Source organism: Collinsella aerofaciens ATCC 25986 (genome assembly GCF_964237925.1).
Classification (GTDB): domain Bacteria; phylum Actinomycetota; class Coriobacteriia; order Coriobacteriales; family Coriobacteriaceae; genus Collinsella; species Collinsella aerofaciens_BJ.
The window spans coordinates 33,236-51,926 of the sequence record NZ_CAXSKI010000002.1 but is presented as its reverse complement, the minus strand read 5'-3'; the positions used below and the strand labels follow the sequence as shown (position 1 = coordinate 51,926).

Below are 18,691 nucleotides of genomic sequence, written 5' to 3'. Positions count from 1 at the left end.
AGGCAACGAAATGGCACAAGCGAAAACCCTGTCGGTGGGCGGCATCGGCTACGAGGTCATCGACGATACCGCGCGCAGCAACGCGCAGACGGCGCTCAACAACGCCGAGTACAACCGCCAGGGCCAAATCGGCAAGTACGGCGGGCAGAACATCGCCACCATCCTGGCGGGAGAGATCGGCAGCGGCAGCGTGTACGACGCGCTGCACAAGCGAGCCGCCAACGGCAACTTCGCGGGCCTGCGCGTGGGCGACTACCTGGACGTGCCGCTTGTGAGCGCATCCGCCGTCACCACACAGCAATCTGTGCGGTTCCTGCTTGCCCACATCGACCCGTACCTTTACTGCGGCGACAACAGCAAGGGGCACCATATCGCGTTCGTGGCGTCCGCTCCCGTGCCCGTAGCCAAGACCGTGACCGGCGCGGCAAACGACAGCTTCCTGATGTGGAACACCACCAACACGAACCAGGGCACCGCCGACCAGAAATGCCCCTACCTCAACAGCAACCTCAAGGCGTGGGAGACGGCCTTCGAGGCGTGCCTGCCCGAGGGACTGACCAAGTACCTGCTTACCCAGCGCGTGCTGCTTGAGGAGCGGTACAGCGCCAGCGGCGCGCTCAACGACTCCAACTCGTGGAGCTGGCAGGACATCGGCAAGGTGTGGTCGCCCTCCGAGATGGAGGTGTACGGCTGCCCGGTGTGGGGCACCAAGGGCTACAGCGTGGGCTTCGACTGCCAGTTCGACCTGTTCCGCGATACCGCGCACCGCTTGAACGGAATTCGGTACGCGTGGTGGCTGCGTTCCGTTGCGTCGGGCTCCGCGTCCTGCGTGTGCTATGTCGGCTACAGCGGCTATGCCAACTACGCCTCGGCGGCGCTCGTCTGGGTTCGCCCCCGCCCCGGCTTCCTCGTCGGCTAGCCAGCCGAGTGCTCTATACTTCTCTTTCGATGCGACCGCCTTGCGCGGTCGCATCCCTGCCCGCGCAGCGGGCCGTTTTTTTCGCCACTATTTCCGGGAGGTGCCATGAGCGGCGTCTACCAGCGCAACCGCGAGGTGTCCGAGTACAAGTTCTTCACGCAGGCCATCGCCATCCGCGTGGAGGTCAACAAGCTGATGGCGTCCTCCTCCGTGGTTCCGAAGGCCTACCGTCTGCTGAACGCGGTGCCGACCGTGGAGACGGCGCGCAGCATCGTGTACAACGTCAACCGCGCCGACTGCTTCTACCCCAACACCTCGTTCAACGCGCTGGAGAGGAAACGCTACCTGACGCTGGCCATAGCTGACTGCGAGCAGCTGATGCTGGACATGCAGTGCCTCATGGATATCGGCCTGCCCGTGAACGCCAACCGCTTCGAAGAGCTGGCGGCCATGGTCGAGGAGGAGATCAAGCTGCTGAAGGGCGCGCGCAAGAACGTGCGCGTGACGGGCAAGAAGTCCACCGAGGAGCGCATAGCCGAGGCCGAGGCCGAGCTAGAGCGCCTGCGTTCGCTATAATGGGCGGCGGTCGCGCCTTGTTTATCGGTACAATTGGTGGCTGCGTTCCGTTGCGTCGGGCTCCGCGTCCTACGTGTGCTATGTCAACAACAACGGCAATGCCAACTACAACTCGGCGACGAACGTCTGGGTTCGCCCCCGCCCCGGATTCCCTTATTGCCAGACCGAGTAGGCCCCAGGGCCGAAAGCAGAGCGCGAAGAGGAAGGAAGGCGCGACCGTCGGGCATGCGCCCGTAAATGCGCACCCCGCGAGGGTGGCCGGACGCTGCTTGCATGGCGCGGCGCTCCGTGGCTTCGCCGCGTTTCATGGCCATACCTCAAGCGGCTTCCAGAGCCACATTGCAAGCCGCGCGGGGTGCCTCCTGTGAACTCCGAGCAAAGGCGGGCGGCGCGCCGCAAGCGCCGCGAGGAGAAGCGCGCGCAGGCCAAGGCCGAGCGCGTCAAGGCGTGCACGCTTGATACCGTGGCCGACCTCAACAGCCTGTGCAAGGCATCGAAGCAGGCCGCGCGGGGCGTCATGTGGAAGTCGTCCACGCAGAGGTACATGAGAAGCTACCTGCGCAACGCCGTCCTGTCCCGCCGCGACCTTTTGGAGGGGCGCGACATATGCCGGGGCTTCATACGGTTCGACCTGTGGGAGCGAGGAAAGCTGCGCCATATCAGCGCCGTACACTTCCCCGAGCGCGTGGTACAGAAGTCCCTGGCACAAAACGCGCTCGTGCCCGCGATCGTGCCCACCCTCATAGCCGCCAACTCCGCGAACATAAAGGGGCGCGGCACCGACTACGCCCTGAAGCTGCTCAAGCGCCACCTGGCCGACCACTGGAGGCGGCACGGCCGCGAGGGCTACATCCTCCTGGGCGACTTCTCCGACTACTTCGCGCGCATAGCGCACCAACCCGTCAAAGACCAGGTGGCCTCCGCGCTGCTAGATCCGCGCGTGGTCGCCTTGGAGCACCGCCTGATAGACGCGCAGGGCGATGTGGGCCTGGGGCTGGGCAGCGAGCCGAACCAGATATGCGCCGTGGCCCACCCCAACCGCATCGACCACTATGTGACCGAGATGCTGCGCCCCGAGTCTTACGGGCGCTACATGGATGACTTCTACCTGATACACGAGTCCAAGGACTACTTGCAGGTGTGCCTGCTGCTGATAGAGGGCAAATGCGCCGAGCTGGGCATCGAGCTGAACCCGCGCAAGACGCGCGTTGTGAAGCTCACGCGCGGGTTCACGTGGCTGAAGAAGCGCATCTTCTACACGGAGACGGGCCGCATAGTCGTGAAGCCGTGCCGAGACTCCATAACGCGGGAGCGCCGCAAGCTCAAGAAGATGGCCCGCATGGTCGCCGATGGCATCATGACCCCCGAGCAGGTGGAGCAGAGCTACCAGAGCTGGCGCGGAGGCATGAAGCGGCTGGACGCGCACCGCAGCGTGCGGGCCATGGACGCGCTGTACCGCAGCCTGTTCGGAAATCCCGCGGGGGGGGGTTGCTCAATGCAATCCAAACCTGGAGGCGACACGGATGGGAACATGCCCCTACCCTAGCAACGGAAGGAGCGACCCATGACGGAACAGGAAATCGCCGGGGAGATCAACGGCTACAAACAGCAGCTTGAGCAGAGCGACTACAAGGTCATGAAGGCGGTGGAGCGCATCTTCTCCGCATCGTCCATCACCGACCTGCTCTCGGCCATCGCCGCAGCTGCCAAGGAGGTGGCCGAGATCATCTCGCAGCGCCAGACGTGGCGCGACCGCATCAACGAGCTGGAAGCCATGGAGCCCGACCAGCCGGAAGCGCCGCAGGAGTAGCGAGCGCCCCTTCGGGGGCGCTTTTCTTTTGCCCGGCGACACCTCGCGGACAATCGCGGCAGCGATTCGAGGAGGTGAGAAAACGAATGACCGACGTGCTGGAAATCTTCGCGCCGTACGGCCCCGGGTCGCTTTTCGGCGCGCTGCTCGTCCTAGTGGTCCTGTACTTCGGCAAGCAGTTCCTTGAAGAGTTCAAGGCCCAGAACGAGCGCAAGGCGAACATCGACCTCAAGCGCGAAGAGCGAAAGCAGGACGAGGTGAACGAGCGGGCGCAGCGCGACCGCGAGCGCAGCCAGATGGAGGGCCGCATCGCCGCGCAGATGGAGCGCAGCAACGCGCTGATGGAGGCTATGAAGGCGCTCATGGAGTCCGTCGTGACCTCCAACGAGGTGCTGCACGCCGACCTGGCGAACAGCCAGGCGCGCAGCCAGGGTATGGCGGCGAAGGTCGACCACATCGCCGACCGCGTTGACCTGCTCTACAAGGAATCGGCTCGATAGAAAGGAATCCGAAATGACAGAAATGCAAGCAATCGCAGCCATCGTGCTGTCTTTCGCCGTGCCGTTCGCGGTGCAGTTGATCAAGACCGAGGCCATGACCGGCAAGGCCGCGCGCATCCTGGCGCTGGGCTGCTCGCTCCTGGCGGGCGTCGTGACCGGCTTCGTGGGCGGCGTGCCCGCAGACCCGGGCGCATGGGTCACGTGCGCCTTCGCCGTGGTAGGCGGCGTGCAGGCGGCCTACACGCTGTTCAAGTCGGTGGGCATCACATCCAAGTGGCTCGACGCCCTGTTGGGCGTGACCGTAGGCGGGAAGGAGTAGGCAATGGCTAAACTGTTCATCATCTGCGGCCACGGCGCTGGCGACCCCGGCTGCTGCGCAGGCGGCTATACCGAGGCCGAGCGCGTTCGCGCCCTGGGCCAGCGAATCAAGGAACTGGGCGGTTCCGAGGTCGAGCTGGGCGATACGTCCCGCAACTGGTACGCCGACGGCGGGCTTAACCGCCTGAGCACCGACGCGCCAGTGGTGGAGCTGCACATGGACGCCAGCGGCATCGCCACGGCCCACGGCGCGCACGTCATCATCAAGGAGGGCTTTGAGCCTGACGAGTACGACAATGCGCTGGCCGACAAGCTGGCGGCGTTCATGCCCGGGCGCTCCGAGAAGCTGGTGCGCCGTTCCGACCTCGCGAACCCGAACCGAGCCGCCGCGCGCGGCATCAACTACCGCCTGTGCGAGAACGGCTTCATCGACAACGACGGCGACCGCGAGAAGTTCAACGGCAACCTGGACGAGCTGGCGCGCATCTACCTGGAATGCTTCGGCATCACTGCTGGAAGCGCCCCCGCAGCCGTCCCGCAGCCGCAGCCTGCGCAGCAGGAAACGACCGAGAACTTCGGCGGCACCTACCGCTGCACTGTGGACTACCTGCGCGTGCGCGACGCCCCCGGCCTGGGCGGCACCGAGGTGGCGCACTATTCCAGCGGCGAGACCGTGACGCTGGATAACTGGTACAAGATCGCCGACGGCTACGTGTGGGGCCGATACACGGGCTACAGCGGCGCAACGCGCTACATCGCCGTGGGCAAGGCCACGGGCAAGCCAGAGGCCGATGACTATCTGGTGAAGGTGGGATAGGCCATGCCGTACCCGAGCCCCGCAGACGAGGAGCGCAACGGCGGGTGCGGCCCCATCCTCGCGGCGGTCGTCCTGCTGTTCATCGTCCTGGCCGCCGCCAGCTGCGCGTCGCAGGCCATGGGAGCGCAAGACGTGACCGTGAGGCAAGCCCGCACGGACGGCCCCATATACGACCTGCCCGAGGGCATCGGCCAGGAAATCGTGTGCGACGAGCACAACCGCGAGTACCTGCTGCTTACCACCGAGCAGGGCGGCGTGTTCCTCATGCCGTACATGGACGAGGACGGCGAGCAGGAGATCATGCCGCAGGCCTAGAACGCAAAGAAGCCGCCCCGTATGGAGCGGCTTCTTTCTATCTGACGAGCAATACGAACGCCCGCCTAACGACGAACACGCGTATGTGTTCGCCTACTGAACAGTTGGTGGAGGCGCGGAGAATCGAACTCCGGTCCACGAAAGCCCCCTGATTGGCATCTCCAAGCTCAGTCGCTGGTTTAGTCTCGGACGCTTTGCGCGCAGCGACACGCTCGCGGCGTCCTAACCGGTTCGGTCTTAGCCTGCGCCATACCGATTACGTGCGCAGGAGCATTCCCCTAAAATGACGTCGCGCCGGTGTCGGGGAAATCACCGGGTTGACGCGCCGCTATAAACTAAGCAGCGAGAGCCATAGGCTCAAAAGAAGAGTTGTTGTCAATTCAATTTGACGGTACCCCTGTTTAACGAGGCGAGGAGACCTCGGCTTGCTTCCTCTCTCAGAGCTATCGTGTCGAAACCAGTCGCCCCCGAATGTCGGGAAAGTCTGGATGGCATTGGGCACGAGCGCCCAACACCCGTCGACTTTTCAAGGAACATGCGGGGCGAGCCCCGCTTGTGGAGTGTTATCTTACCACGTTCTGAAAGCGGACAGCTGTTCTATGCACGAGCTGTGAAGACCCCAATGTGCGCCGCACTTCGCACTTTTGCTACCGATCGCGTCACGTATATTTTCGCCAAGCGAAATTGACCCGTCGAAAGGACCGTTATGGATACCAAGCAGCAACTCGTCAATGCCCTCGCAGGCCTGGGCTCAACCATTACCGAAGCTATGGATGTCATCGAAGGCTTTGTCCCCTGCGGACATCCCGCCCTCACGGTATCGAACGCACTCGTTGCGCTGGACGCCGACGATAATGCAGCTCTCGCCCAGCAGCTTGAGACCGTCGAGAGCTTTATCGACCACGTGAGCGAGAACCGCGGCGTGGCCGCCCACCACGGCATCGAGGTCGAGCTCGCAGGTCCCAAAGCCGATCTGTTCGCAGCAATCCGCGAGGCAGGCACCCTTATGCAGACCGCAGGCGTCAAGAACACCCAGGTCAACGAGTGGGTCTACCGCAGCCTGGCAGCGCTAAACGATTCCGACGAAAAGGCAGCCGAGCAGCTCGCAGAAAGTCCCACCATTAAGGCCGAGCTTTTGTAAATAGCAGACGCGGGCCCCTTGGCGCATCGTCGTCCAAGAGACCCGCAAACAGTTCGCGTCAACCGATAGCCGCGCCGCTGCGTTCGGCCAAAGCAAGAATCGGCATCATTTGACGAGGTGTCTTTGCTGCAAGATCGGCATGTTCGAGCAGTTTGCGATCGTTGGTCACCAAGTAATCAACCTGGGCGCGTTTGCATGCGGCGAGCACCAAGTTGTCCTCGTAATCGCGATGGAGCGTCAGATATTTGTCGGCCAGCCAAAGGTCCGATGCATCAGCGCCCACGGCCGTAGCGTTTTCGGTCATATTCCGAACAAACGCCAACGCCGCATCGCCAATTGCACGGGCAGACGCCTCGTCGAGTGCTCCCCCGCTGGCAAGAACGCTACGCTTCAGCTCGTGTTGGACAACGTACAGTACGTCCTTGGCGATATGGACCGGAAAGAACAGCAACGCCCCCGTCTCCGTCGCCTGCCCAATAAACGCACGCGCGGCAAACGACTCGGCATGGTCGACGCAAAACGAATCAACCCATACGTTGGCGTCCACCATTATTTTGAGGGGAGCCCCGCTCACAGGATCATCCCCTTTTGGCGATAGCGCTCGTCCATGGCTTCGGAATAGATTGTGTCCCAACCGCGATCGTCGGATACGGGCGACGTAGCGATGCCCAAATCTGCATAAAGCCGGTCTGCCGCTGCCCACGACGCGGCGAACGGAGTATCGGGCGCGACGGTCTGCTGCCGGTCGTCGACGGCCGCAAGCACTTCCTCGCACTGCCCGCCACCCTGCGCGACCTTGGCCACGACCTTTTTGATGAGCTCGGGCAGCGAGACGCCCGAAAGCCGCAGCGCTTCCTCGGCGCGCTCTTTAACCGAGCGATCTACGCGAACATTCACCTGTGCCATGCTGCCAACGGTAGCCATCTCAACCTCACCTTCAGCATTTACTAGCATTGCTAGCACGAGCATATATCCGAGCTAACATATCGTCAAACAAAAGAAGGCCTGCACCCTGACGGCTGCGGTGCCGCCCGAATGCAGGCCATATACTCAATCGAAAACGCTAACGCAGGTACGCCTTTGCGTTGCCCAGGCTGTAGGCGATCGTTGAGCCGTTGTGCAGCAGTGACGACGTCTGCGGAGTGATCATGCCGGTAATACCCAATGCCAACAGCGCCGAGTTGGTGAGCATCACCTTGGAATACGAACTCGACAGACGGTCGATAAGCCCCTGACTCATGCGGCGCAGGCGCACGATTGCGGCCAGATCTGTATCGGTCAGGATGATATCGGCGACCTCCTTGGCGATGTCGCTTCCACCGCCCATGGCCAGACCCACATCGGCCAGACCCAGCGCCGGTGAGTCGTTGACGCCGTCGCCCACCATGGCAACGTGGCGCCCCTCGCCCTTAATGCGCTCCACATACGCGTACTTGTCCTCGGGCAGCAGCTCGGCCTTAAACTCGTCGACACCTGCCTCGCGAGCAATGCGCTCGGCCGTGCGCTCCGAGTCGCCCGTGAGCATGACCACGTGCTTAACGCCCAACGCGTGCAAGTCGGCGATGGCCTCGCGGACCCCGGGCTTAAGCGGGTCCTCGATACCGAGCACGCCCACAACGGTGCCGTCGACCGCCAGATACAGCGGCGACAGGCCCTGCATCTGGGACTCGATGCGCTCCTTTATGTCGGACTCGAGCTGCGCGCCCTCATCCTCAAACACAAAGTGTGCCGAGCCGATAATCGCGCGACGTCCTTCGATGGACGAAGCGATGCCGTGTGCCACGATGTACTCGACGGCAGCATGGCGCTCGCGGTGCTCGAGCCCGCGCTCGCGGGCGGCGTTGACCACGGCACGCGCCACCGGATGCGGGAAATGCTCCTCCAAGCAAGCGGAAAGGCGCAGGACCTCATCCTCGCTCCAGCCATCGGTGGTGAGCACGCAGGCAAGACGCGGCTGTGCCTCGGTGAGCGTGCCGGTCTTATCAAACACAATGGTGTCGGCCTTGGCAAACGACTCAAAGTACTTCGCACCCTTGACCATGACGCCCATCTTGGCAGCATCGCTCATGGCAGTCATGACGGCGACGGAACCCGTGAGTTTGAGTGCGCACGAGTAGTCGACCATCAGCGCCGCTGAGGTCTTGATGAGGCTGCGCGTGGTGAGCGCAACCAGGCCCGCGAGCAGGAAGTTCCATGGGACGATCTTGTTGGCGAGGTCCTCCATGTGCGACTGACCCTCGGACTTGAGCGAGTCGGCCGTCTGCACGAGCGAGACGATCGAGCGGAGCTTGGTCTGAGCCGTGTTGGCGCGCACACGCACCAAGATGCTGCCATCTTCCACAACGGTGCCGGCGAACACGTCGTCGCCCACGCTGCGCTCGACGGCCAGCGGTTCGCCGGTCAGGGTCGCCTGGTTGACCATAGCGCTCCCCTGCTCGACCACGCCGTCGATACAGATAGACATGCCGGTGCGCACGGCGACCAAATCGCCGGGTTCAAGCTCGGTGGCGGCAACGCTTACCTCGGTGTCGCCGACGACCTTTTGCGCCTTGTCGGGCACATCGAGCAGCGAGTTGATGAGTTCGTTTTCGCTCATGGCGCGGGTGTAGTCCTCGAGCAGCTCACCCACGTTGAGCAGGAACATCGTCTGGCCCGCGGTGTCGACATCACGTTTGACGAACGAAATGCCGATGGCCGAAGCGTCAAGCACAGGAACGGTTAGGCGCGGCTGCGCCAGCTCATGAAGGGCAGCGCGCAAAAATGCCATGTAACCGGCCACGACAAACACCGCACGCAGAGGCGTCGGCAAGAACCAGCGGCGCGCGTAGTGGGCGCCGATAAGTGTGGCAAGATCCATGACGAGCTTGTGCTTGCGTGGCTCAAGCTGCATCACATAACCCGTCTTTGCGTCGGCAATGGCCTGGGCATCGAGCGCACACAAAGCGTCGAGCACGCCCGCACGACACTGCTCATCATATTCGAGCGCCATCTGGCCAATACGGCCGTAAACGCGCACCTTGTGCACGCCGTCGATGTCGCCGCTGAGCTTAAGAAGCGCATCGAGATCACTCTCTGGCACAGGACCCGCCAACTGAAGGCGGGTCCTGCCGGGGATCTCGCTAATAATCGAGAATCTCATAGCTTGTGCCTGGGAGCGTTACTCGGCTGCCTCGTCAGCAGCGGCCTCGCTCTGGGTGATGTAGGCAGCCTCGGCAACCATGTCATCGACATTGGCCTTGGCCTGCTCGACCATGTCCTGGTAGCAGTTCTTGACGCGCATACCGCACGCGATGCCCTGCACGCAGGCATTCTTGACCGGAGCGCTGGTAAGCAGCTTGATGCCGGCCGTGCCAAGCAGAAAACCGCCACCGACAAGCAGGGTATTGAACGTCGACTTCTTCATGTTGTTTCTCCCTTTTGCCGCATTGGACGCGGCACGGTGCCTCAGCACCCGAGTAAACAAGTTTGCTCGAGCACACTTTTGGAAAATAGTTTAGTTTATCTAACTATTAAGTTCAACAATGGTTAACTTTTTGGAAACTATGGGGGTGAACTCAATATGACAAAGGGACTGCCCCTTTGTCATATTCCTACAGCTGCCAGTCCGCCGCCTCCTTTTGCAGCGCAACCATGCGGGCGAATTCTCCACCTGCCGCCTTGAGCTGCGCCGGGGTGCCCTGTTCGGCAACCACTCCATTCTTGAGCACAACGATTTTGTCGGCATTTTCCACCGTACGCATACGGTGGGCAATAACGATAACCGTCTTACCTGCAAGCAGACGGGAGAGTGCCTGCTGTACCACGGTCTCGTTCTCCACATCCAAGCTTGCCGTCGCCTCGTCCAACAGCACGATGGGTGCGTCTTTGAGCAGCGCGCGGGCGATGGAGATGCGCTGGCGCTCGCCACCGGACAGCTTGGAGCCGTTCTCGCCGATCATGGTGTCGTAGCCCTGCGGCATGCGGCACACAAACTCGTCGCAGTTGGCGGCACGCGCGGCCGCAAGCACTTCCTCATCGGTGGCATCACGACGCCCGAGGCGGATGTTTCCCATCACCGTGTCGTCAAAGAGCAGCACGTCTTGGAACACGATAGCGTAGTCGCGCAGGAGTACCTCGGGATCGACGCCCGCAACATCCACACCGCCCACGGTAACCTTGCCCGCAGTGGCATCCCAAAAGCGCGCGGCCAGGCGGCTCACCGTAGACTTACCGGAACCCGAAGGACCGACCAGCGCCGTAACTTCGCCTTCCTTGGCGGTAAAGCTCACATCGGTAAGAACTTTCTCGCCGGCGCGGCCGTCCTCGCCCGCACCATAGCCAAATGCCACGTGATCGAACACCACATCGTGACCCGCGGGCTCAAATTTCTCGCTGCCCCGCGCCACAGGCTCTTCCATGATGGAACGCATGCGCTTGGCAGACGACTCGGCGGCAAACAGCTCGGACATTAACATTAACGCCTGGTCAAAGGGCGCATAGATACGGCTCACCATAAGCAAGAAGGCAAACATCACCAAATAGTCGACCCGCCCCGAGGCAACCATCGCGGCACCCGTTACCAGCGTGGAAGCGACCCCCAGACGCAAAATGACAAAGGCAGAGTTGACCAAAAGCCCGTTAACGAGTTCTCCCTAAGTGGTCTCGCGCTCCTCGTCATCGATCACGGCACCGAGTCCCTCAAGATAATAGGCCTCCTGGTTGGTAGCGCGGATCTCGCGCACACAATCGAGCGTCTCCTGGATCGCCTCGGTGACTTTGACCTTCTCGGCGCGAACACGGTCGAACACCGGGACCATGGGGCCGCGCGTCAAATACAGCACGGCAAAGGCCACGGGAACGCTCCAGAACGCCGTGATCGCCAACTGCCAGCAAAAGAACAGCGATGCTGCGAACACAATAGCGCTTGCGATAATGGCGCCCCAAAGCTCTCCCAACACGTGGCTGTAGGCATGTTCCATGGTCTGGACATCGCCCATGATGGTCTCGGTTAAATCGGCCAGATCACGACGACCGAAAAACGACAGCGGCAGTTTGCGCAAGCGTTCGGCGATCTCCATACGCTGCTTGCCGCACTCCTCGTAAAAGATGCAGTAGGTGTAGTAATACTGTTGCCAGTTAGCGGCAAAGAGCAACACGAAAAAGACCAGGAGGCCGCCCACGATCGGCAGGGCATCCGGCAGGTCAGCGCCAGTGGCGAGATGTTCGACAAAACCGGCCATGACCAGGAATAAAAAGCCCATGCCGGCCATGGTAATAAGATTGGTGAGCGTGGTCCAGAAAATGCCGCGCTTTACGCCGGCGACGCCTTTATCGGATAGGAAATACTTCTTTTGGAATGAGGCGAACATTTAGGCCTCGCCTCCCTTCGTGACGGCGGCATCCGCGGTCGCTGCAGTGATTTTCCAGCTCGCGGCCTGTTCGTATTCGGCCCACATCTTGGCATACAAACCCTCTTGGGACAGCAACTCGGCATGAGTACCCGACTCCTGCACCCTGCCCTGGTTGAGCACCACGATTTGATCTGCGCCCACTACAGTCGAGAGTCGATGAGCAATCATAATGACCGTGCGACCCGCCGCCAGCTTGCTAAAGGCGCGCTGGATGAGCGCCTCGTTCTCGGGGTCGGCAAACGCCGTGGCCTCATCGAGCATCACGATAGGCGCGTCTTTAAGGATCGCGCGGGCGAGGGCCACGCGCTGGACCTCGCCGCCCGAAAGATATGCTCCGCCGGCACCGAGCATGGTATTGATGCCCTGTGGGAGCTTGGCCACAATGTCGTCGCACTGAGCTGAGGAGAGGGCCGCACGCACTTCGTCGTCAGTGGCCGTAGGCTTGGAGGCGCGTACGTTGTCGGCAAGTGTTTGCCGGAACAGCTGGTTGGTCTGGAACACGAAGGCGACCTGGTCCATAAGCTCGTGCGGATCCATATCGCGAACGTCCACACCACCTACGAGCACTCGACCCGAGGAAACATCCCAAAAACGCGGAATCAGGCTTGCGCAGGTTGACTTACCGCCACCCGAGGGACCCACCAGGGCGAGGGTGCCACCAGCGGGAACGCTGAAACTTACATGGCTAACGGCGGGTGCTTCGGCACCCTCGTACGTAAAGCTCACGTCCTCAAATCGCACGTCGCCGCCGGCAGGGTGCTTGGGTTGGGCGGGCACGGAGAGCTGCTTGGAATCCATGACGCTTCGAATACGAGCCAGCGAATCGGCACTCATCTGAGAGGCCTCGCCCACAAACATGAGCTTGGTCATAGCCGTCGGTACCACGGCCGAAAATATCGCGTAAAACGTGAAGTTGGTCATAAAATGCGCGAAGTCCGTCTCGCCTGGCGCCAACAGCAACGCCATGGGCAATAGGAATGCCACAAGACCATTGAGCGCGGTAAGGTTGAGTACCTGCGGACCTCGGCAGAACGTGCCCGCATAGTTTTGTGCCATGTCGGCGTATTCGGCGATCGCATCGTGGAAGGCCTTAAAGGAGTAGACCGTCTGCTGAAACACCTTGACCACGGGGATGCCACGTACGTATTCGGTTCCGGTCTTGTTCATCTTGACCAGCGCTCCCATGTAGGCCTTCATGAACTCGGCGCCTTTGCCGCTCATCATGGTGGCCATGGCGCCAAACGAAACGACGACCGAGATAAGGCATGCCGCCCCCAAACGCCAATCGAGCGCGAAAAGCAGCACGAGCAGGCCTGCGACCATGGCGGTGGCGCCTGCGATATCGGGCAGCATGTGTGCGAGCAAAGTCTCGGTGGAGGCGGCGCATCCGTCTACAATACGGCGCAGCTCACCGGTGGCGTGCGTGTCAAAGTAGCCAAGCGGCAGCTTAAGCAGGTGCTCGCTCGTAGTCTTGCGGATATTGGACGCGCAGCGAAACGCGGACAGATGCGTGCACATGAGCCCCACGAAATAAGCTACGATGCTTGCCAGCGCAAACCCCACGGCCCACCAGCCATACGTCGCGATGTCGCAGGCTTCGCTCCAGTTAGGTGCCACGGCGATCAGATCGCGCGCGACAAGCCAAATGCACACGTACGGGCCAAAGCTCAGCAGCTGCGAGAGCGCCGAGAGCGCCATGCCCAAATACGTTAGGAATTTACGGTCGCCGGCATATGCAAGCAGCTCGCCGATACCGCCGCCTTCCCTTTTTGATCCCTTTGCCATGAGATTCCTTTCTAACGGCTTGAGAGTTAACCGTAATGAACTTATCATTGATGTGTTAGCCATGGCTCACAATTAAGCCAGGCATGGACGTTTCTGCAAAGGAAAGGGACGCTTTTGCAAATACGGCGGGCAGCGACCGACATAACCGAGCTCTACGCACCGCAATTTGAGCAGTTTGGCCTGGAGCTTACCGGCAAGGGCGCCGTCTTTACCGGCGAGGTGGCAAACGACCGGGCGCACGGCCGCGCATGGATCATGCCTCTCTCCCCCACCTGCATCGTCATGGAGCATTTCATAACCCCGACGCACGATATGTACCTGGCCGAATACACACCCGAGCCATACGCCTGTGTGAGCGAGGTCAGCGCGCCCACACTTACATGCATGCCCGAGGCTGGCATAACGCCCGCGAACCTTAAACCATTGCATGGACCGTGGCCAAACAATGCCGTTTGCAGCTTTATCCAAAACAACTGTGGCGAGGAGTTAAGCCCGCTGTTTGCGGGGCAGCTCTATCACTCGCGCTCGGTGCTCTTTTTGCCTGGATATTTTGACGAACTGGAACACCGCTATCCCACCGAGTTCGTGGGAATCTTTGAGGCGTTTGCCGAGCCATGGCACGAGGAAGCGACGTCTGCCATCTGCCACACGCTGCGCCGGATTAACGAGGACCGCGCCCGCACCGTAGGCGGACACGTCTATATGCAGGGCATCGTGGAGACCATGGTCGCGGAGCTCGCCTGTTCGTGCGCGGCCCACAAGCAGGCGCGGCAGGCGGCAGGCACACGCGTCAGCATAACCATTGCCGAAGAAGCAACGGCAATGATTGAGCGCGCGCTCGACAAAGGCAGACATGTGGGTATCAACGAGGTGGCCGAGAGGCTCTACACAAGCCGCTCCAAACTATGCGCCACCTTTAAGGCCCAAACTGGCGAGTCCCTGGGCGCCTACATTCGCAGACGCCGTATGGAGCGAGCACAGGACCTTTTGGCCGATAGCGCGCTCACAATAGCGCAGGTGGCAGAGCGTCTAGGCTACCCTCAACAGGCCGCCTTCGCCCAAGCCTTCAAGCAACACACCGGCACCACCCCCACCACCTGGCGCTCCCAACATATATAAAGAATGAGGGCGCCAACGGCGACCTCATTCACTCTATTCCATTCAGCCCCACCTGACCCGAACGGCCGAGTCGTCTGGCCGGGGAAGTCCCGAGTCGCCGGGGTGTTTGCTCCAAATGAGTTCCGCATGCAAAGAAGGCCACTTAATGTGGCCTTCGTCTTGCGCAGGACTGTTCGAAATTTTGAGGAAGCACCCGCCCTGCCGGGGCTCCCGGGTTCCCGTTTACGAGAGCGACGTTCTCAGCAACTCGTTGAAGAGCTTCGGGTTGCCCTTGCCGCGGCTCGCCTTCATGCACTGGCCCACCAAAAAGCCGATGACCTTCTGGTTGCCGTCACGATACTGCTGCGCCTGGTCGGCACAGTTTGCCAACACCTCGTCCACAATCGGCTGCAGCGCGCCGGCATCGCTCACCTGACGCATACCGCGCTCGTCGACGATCTTGTTGGGGTCGTCGCCGGTCTGGGCCATAACCTCAAAGACCTCGTGCGCCTGGTTGGAGCTGATGGCATCGGTCGCCAGCAGCTTGGCAAGGGCTGCCACCTGAGCCGGCGCGATGCCGGACTCGGCCAGCGAGACACCCGCACCCTTAAGGTAGGCGATCATCTCGTTCACCAGCAGGTTTGCGACCGTCTGTGCCTCCTTGCCAGCCATACCGGCAGCGGCCGCCTCAAAGAACTCGGCAAACTCGGGGTCGCCGGCGATCTGCTCGGCATCGGCCGCCTTAATGCCAAAGTCGGCCTCAAAACGGGCGCGCTTGGCATCGGGCAGCTCGGGGATCTCGTCACGGCAGCGGTCGATGAACTCTTCGTCCAGATCGAACGGCGCCAGGTCGGGATCGGGGAACAGGCGATAGTCGTCGGCCGTCTCCTTCACACGCATGACCACGGTGCGCTTGCGGCTGGGCTCCCAGTGGCGGGTCTCCTGATAGATGATGCCGCCCTCCTCGAGCACCTCTGCCTGACGGCAGATCTCATAAGCAAGGCCATCGTGCAGGCTCTTAAACGAGTTGAGGTTCTTGAGCTCGGTCTTGGTGCCCAGCTTGGTCTCGCCGCGGCGGCGCAGCGACACGTTGCCGTCGCAGCGCATGGAGCCCTTCTCCATGGAGCAGTCCGAAATGCCCAGCGTCACAAAGATGCGACGGAGCTTTTCCATAAACAGGCGAGCCTCCTCGGGCGTGCGCAAGTCGGGCTCAGTCACGAGCTCAATCAAAGGCGTGCCGCAGCGGTTGTAGTCGACGAGCGACTCAGCCGCGGCGGTAATGCGGCCCTCGGCGCCGCCCACATGGACCATCTTGGCGGCGTCCTCCTCCATGTGAATGCGCAGGATGCGGATGGGCACCGTGTAGGAACCGTCCTCGCGACGCTCAGGCATCTGCAAGTTGGACGCATCGTAGCTGGCCAGGTGGCCGGCGCGCTGGTTGCCCTCGCGCATGGTCGACGTCATGGACGTGGACAGGCCCTCGGCGTTGGCCGAGGCGCTCGCCAGACTCTGCGCCTCGGCCTCACCAAACGCGCAGTCGGGGCGCTCGGCGGCACCGCGACCTGTCACGTCAAGATCCAGGTGACCGTACATGGCAAAGGCGACCGGACCCTGCGTGGTCTGGAAGTTCTTGGCCATGTCGGGATAAAAGTAGTGCTTGCGGTAGAACATCGAGTGGCGCTGGATCTCGCAGCTGGTGGCGAGACCGGCCTTGACGATGCTCTCGATGGCGCGCTTGTTGGGCACCGGCAGGGCACCGGGCAGGCCCAGGCACACCGGGCACACGTTGGCGTTGGGCTCGTCATCGTGGCTGAGCTTGCAGTTGCAGAACATCTTGGTATCGAGTGCGGTGAGCTCGGTATGGATCTCCAGGCCGATCACGGCCTCCCAATCCTGCAGAACCTCGGAAAGCTCCTTCATCACAGCTCGCCTCCCTTCCCGGCAAAATCGGGCGCGACGGAAAGCGCGGGCGCACCCGTGGCGGCATCGGCAAAGCCGCGCTCCAGGGCGCGGGCAAACGTGAGCAGCTGACGGTCCTTAAACGCCGGACCCACCAGCTGGGCAGAAACGGGCAGCTGAGTATCCTCGCCCAGGCCCAGCGGCACCGAGATACCACCGTTGCCGCAGATGTTGAGCGAGATGGTGTACAGGTCGGAGAGGTACATCTGCGTGGGGTCGCTGATCTCGCCAAACTTAAAGGCCGTGCGCGGCGAGGCGGGCATGAGGATGGTGTCCACCTTGGCATACGCGGCGTCGTAGTCCTGCGTGATGAGCGTGCGGGCCTTCTGCGCAGCGTAGTAGTACTTGTCGTACACGCCCGAGCTCAGCAGGTAGGCGCCGAGCATCTGACGGCGCTTGGCCTCAGCGCCAAAGCCGTGAGCGCGCGACAGCGAGCTCTGGTCGGACAGGTTGGCGCAGCCCTCCTCCTGATAGCCGTAGCGAATGCCGTCGAAGCGGGCCAGGTTGGAGAACGCCTCGGCCGGGCCGATGACGTAGTAGGCGGCGATGGCGGCGTCCAGGTGCGGAAGGTCGACCTCGACCAGCTCGGCGCCTTGGTTCTGCAGCTCCTGCGCGGCGCGCTGAACAGCGGCCTTGACCTCGGGCGTTAGGCCCTCGGCCTCCATAAACGCAGGGATGATGCCCACGCGCTTGCCCTCGATGCTGTCGTTGAGGTGCTCGGTAAAGTCGACGGCGCAATCCTGGCTGGTGCAGTCGTACGGATCGTGGCCCGCGCCGGTAAGCGCGTTCATGGCCAGCGCGACATCCTCGACCGTGCGGCCAAAGGGGCCCACTTGGTCGAGCGACGAGCCAAAGGCAACCACGCCGTAACGGCTCACAGCGCCATACGTGGGCTTAAAGCCCACCACGCCGCACAGCGACGCCGGCTGGCGGATGGAGCCGCCGGTATCCGAGCCCAGCGAGAGCGCGACCTCGCCCGCGGCGACGGCGGCAGCGGAGCCACCCGAAGAGCCGCCGGGCACGCGCTCGGTATCCCAGGGGTTGTTGGTGCGGTGGAACGCCGAGCTCTCGGTGGAGCTGCCAAAGGCAAACTCGTCCATGTTGGCCTTGCCCATGGGCAGGCAGCCGGCATCGAGCATGCGCTGGACACAGGTGGCGGTGTAGACGCTCTGGTAGTCCTCGAGCATGCGCGAAGCGCAGGTGGTGCGCGTGCCCACGAGGTTCATGTTGTCCTTAATGGCCAGCGGCACGCCCGCAAGCGGGGGCAGCGGCTTGCCTGCGGCACGGTCGGCATCCACGCGCGCGGCGGCCTCGAGTGCAAGCTCGGGCGCCACCTGCAGGAATGCCTGGACCCCGCCCTCGCGCGCCTCGATGGCGGCAAGGGATGCCTGGGCCACCTCGGTAGCGGTAAAGTCGCCGGCGGCAACGCCCGCGGCGATCTGGGCGGCGGTAAGGGAATCGAAGCTCTGCGCCATTACTCGCTCTCCCCCTCTCCCAAAATGGACGGCACGCGGAAGTAGCGGTCGCGCGCGCTGCCGGCGTTTTCGAGCGCGACGTCGAGCGGCAGGTCGCGCTCGGGCTCGCGCAGGTCATCGCCCATCACGTTGGACAGGCTTCCGATAGGATGGAACGTGGGCTCCACGTCGGGCAAGTCATATTGCAAGACGGGCTCGAGCATCTGGACGGCGTCGTTCAGGTAGGACGTCATCTGGGTGAGCTCGTCGTCGGTCAGTGCGATCTTTGCGTACTCGGCGATGCCGCGCACGTCTTTCTCGCTGAGTGCCATAGGCGCTCCCTTCCGCATAACAGATAAACCGCTCTAGTATACAAGGCAACGCCGCTTGGAGCAGGTGCTTTACCTAAATGCAGCGAAAACGTAACGAGGGCGGCGGTTGACAGGCGGCGGGCCGACGGTTCTGCAGCGAAACCGCACCGTCCATAGCGAAAACCGTCTCGCCCACAACGAAGACCGTCCCGCCCACAGCGAAAACCATCACAACATTCGACGCTTTTCGTCAAAATCGCGATTTTCGTCGAATGTTGTGATGGTTTGGAAGTCCCGA

At 62.2% G+C, this 18,691-nt stretch carries 18 protein-coding genes, 1 other RNA gene and 2 pseudogenes; 11 read left to right on the top strand and 10 right to left on the bottom strand.

The genetic code is table 11. The features are described 5' to 3' along the window. Positions 1-10: 10 nt before the first annotated feature. The 9 genes and pseudogenes from ACESWY_RS01255 to ACESWY_RS01215 all read left to right on the top strand — a co-directional run bounded on the left by ACESWY_RS01255 (position 11) and on the right by ACESWY_RS01215 (position 5,255). A complete protein-coding gene (locus ACESWY_RS01255; RefSeq protein WP_373202134.1) occupies positions 11-919 on the top strand; it encodes a DUF6273 domain-containing protein in 909 nt (302 codons plus the stop codon). Between the two features lie 105 nt (positions 920-1,024). After that, positions 1,025-1,495 (top strand): hypothetical protein, encoded by a 471-nt coding sequence (locus ACESWY_RS01250; RefSeq protein WP_373092439.1) that lies wholly within the window; start codon positions 1,025-1,027, stop codon positions 1,493-1,495. 31 nt (positions 1,496-1,526) lie between these two features. Beyond that, positions 1,527-1,667, top strand: a pseudogene (locus ACESWY_RS01245) (DUF6273 domain-containing protein); the annotation flags it as partial. 192 nt (positions 1,668-1,859) lie between these two features. Further along, positions 1,860-3,041 (top strand): RNA-directed DNA polymerase, encoded by a 1,182-nt coding sequence (locus ACESWY_RS01240; RefSeq protein WP_373092437.1) that lies wholly within the window; start codon positions 1,860-1,862, stop codon positions 3,039-3,041. 18 nt (positions 3,042-3,059) lie between these two features. Continuing rightward, positions 3,060-3,305 carry a hypothetical protein gene (locus ACESWY_RS01235; protein WP_117637890.1) on the top strand — a complete coding sequence of 82 codons (246 nt, stop codon included), beginning with the start codon at positions 3,060-3,062 and terminating at the stop codon, positions 3,303-3,305. A gap of 86 nt (positions 3,306-3,391) precedes the next feature. Next, the gene (locus ACESWY_RS01230; protein WP_117765361.1) at positions 3,392-3,805 is read left to right on the top strand and encodes a hypothetical protein; all 414 of its coding nucleotides are present in this window, start codon (positions 3,392-3,394) and stop codon (positions 3,803-3,805) included. A 13-nt stretch (positions 3,806-3,818) separates the two neighbouring features. Continuing rightward, positions 3,819-4,124 (top strand): hypothetical protein, encoded by a 306-nt coding sequence (locus ACESWY_RS01225; RefSeq protein WP_117637892.1) that lies wholly within the window; start codon positions 3,819-3,821, stop codon positions 4,122-4,124. A 3-nt stretch (positions 4,125-4,127) separates the two neighbouring features. Then, positions 4,128-4,940 carry an N-acetylmuramoyl-L-alanine amidase gene (locus ACESWY_RS01220; RefSeq protein WP_373092434.1) on the top strand — a complete coding sequence of 271 codons (813 nt, stop codon included), beginning with the start codon at positions 4,128-4,130 and terminating at the stop codon, positions 4,938-4,940. 3 nt (positions 4,941-4,943) lie between these two features. After that, positions 4,944-5,255, top strand: a complete 312-nt coding sequence (locus ACESWY_RS01215; protein WP_117637894.1) for a hypothetical protein — start codon at positions 4,944-4,946, stop codon at positions 5,253-5,255. Positions 5,256-5,360: 105 nt separating this feature from the next. Here the strand turns inward: ACESWY_RS01215 and ssrA are convergent. Then, positions 5,361-5,724: a transfer-messenger RNA gene (gene ssrA / locus ACESWY_RS01210) on the bottom strand. A gap of 237 nt (positions 5,725-5,961) precedes the next feature. Here ssrA and ACESWY_RS01205 point away from each other — a divergent pair. Then, positions 5,962-6,396, top strand: a complete 435-nt coding sequence (locus ACESWY_RS01205) for a hypothetical protein (RefSeq protein WP_195246026.1) — start codon at positions 5,962-5,964, stop codon at positions 6,394-6,396. 58 nt (positions 6,397-6,454) lie between these two features. Here the strand turns inward: ACESWY_RS01205 and ACESWY_RS01200 are convergent, their stop codons facing one another. From ACESWY_RS01200 to ACESWY_RS01170, 6 genes and pseudogenes are all read right to left on the bottom strand, one after another. Next, positions 6,455-6,970 carry a type II toxin-antitoxin system VapC family toxin gene (locus tag ACESWY_RS01200; protein WP_373092431.1) on the bottom strand — a complete coding sequence of 172 codons (516 nt, stop codon included), beginning with the start codon at positions 6,968-6,970 and terminating at the stop codon, positions 6,455-6,457. Then, positions 6,967-7,320, bottom strand: coding sequence for a hypothetical protein (locus tag ACESWY_RS01195; RefSeq protein ID WP_138114193.1), 354 nt, complete (start codon positions 7,318-7,320; stop codon positions 6,967-6,969). The genes ACESWY_RS01200 and ACESWY_RS01195 overlap by 4 nt, the downstream gene beginning before the upstream one ends. Before the next feature lie 139 nt (positions 7,321-7,459). Continuing rightward, positions 7,460-9,475 carry a heavy metal translocating P-type ATPase gene (locus tag ACESWY_RS01190; RefSeq protein WP_254668683.1) on the bottom strand — a complete coding sequence of 672 codons (2,016 nt, stop codon included), beginning with the start codon at positions 9,473-9,475 and terminating at the stop codon, positions 7,460-7,462. Between the two features lie 78 nt (positions 9,476-9,553). Continuing rightward, a complete protein-coding gene (locus ACESWY_RS01185; RefSeq protein WP_022094642.1) occupies positions 9,554-9,799 on the bottom strand; it encodes a DUF6110 family protein in 246 nt (81 codons plus the stop codon). Between the two features lie 187 nt (positions 9,800-9,986). Further along, positions 9,987-11,744: pseudogene (locus tag ACESWY_RS10285) on the bottom strand (ABC transporter ATP-binding protein). After that, positions 11,745-13,571: an ABC transporter ATP-binding protein gene (locus ACESWY_RS01170; protein WP_373092423.1), complete on the bottom strand. Its 1,827-nt coding sequence runs from the start codon at positions 13,569-13,571 to the stop codon at positions 11,745-11,747. A 114-nt stretch (positions 13,572-13,685) separates the two neighbouring features. On the opposite strand from ACESWY_RS01170, the gene ACESWY_RS01165 reads away from it, so the two are divergent. Beyond that, complete coding sequence (locus ACESWY_RS01165; protein ID WP_373092421.1) at positions 13,686-14,690, top strand: helix-turn-helix domain-containing protein; 1,005 nt, start codon at positions 13,686-13,688, stop codon at positions 14,688-14,690. A gap of 222 nt (positions 14,691-14,912) precedes the next feature. On the opposite strand, the gene gatB is transcribed toward ACESWY_RS01165, so the two are convergent. From gatB to gatC, 3 genes are read right to left on the bottom strand one after another with little or no spacing between them, the layout of a single operon-like run. Continuing rightward, on the bottom strand, positions 14,913-16,589 hold the full coding sequence (gatB, locus tag ACESWY_RS01160; protein ID WP_373092629.1) for an Asp-tRNA(Asn)/Glu-tRNA(Gln) amidotransferase subunit GatB: 1,677 nt from the start codon (positions 16,587-16,589) through the stop codon (positions 14,913-14,915). Beyond that, a complete protein-coding gene (gatA, locus tag ACESWY_RS01155; protein WP_373092419.1) occupies positions 16,589-18,103 on the bottom strand; it encodes an Asp-tRNA(Asn)/Glu-tRNA(Gln) amidotransferase subunit GatA in 1,515 nt (504 codons plus the stop codon). Before gatA ends, gatB begins: the two co-directional genes overlap by 1 nt. Then, positions 18,103-18,414, bottom strand: coding sequence for an Asp-tRNA(Asn)/Glu-tRNA(Gln) amidotransferase subunit GatC (gene gatC / locus ACESWY_RS01150; protein WP_055287082.1), 312 nt, complete (start codon positions 18,412-18,414; stop codon positions 18,103-18,105). Before gatC ends, gatA begins: the two co-directional genes overlap by 1 nt. Between the last annotated feature and the right edge of the window lie 277 nt (positions 18,415-18,691).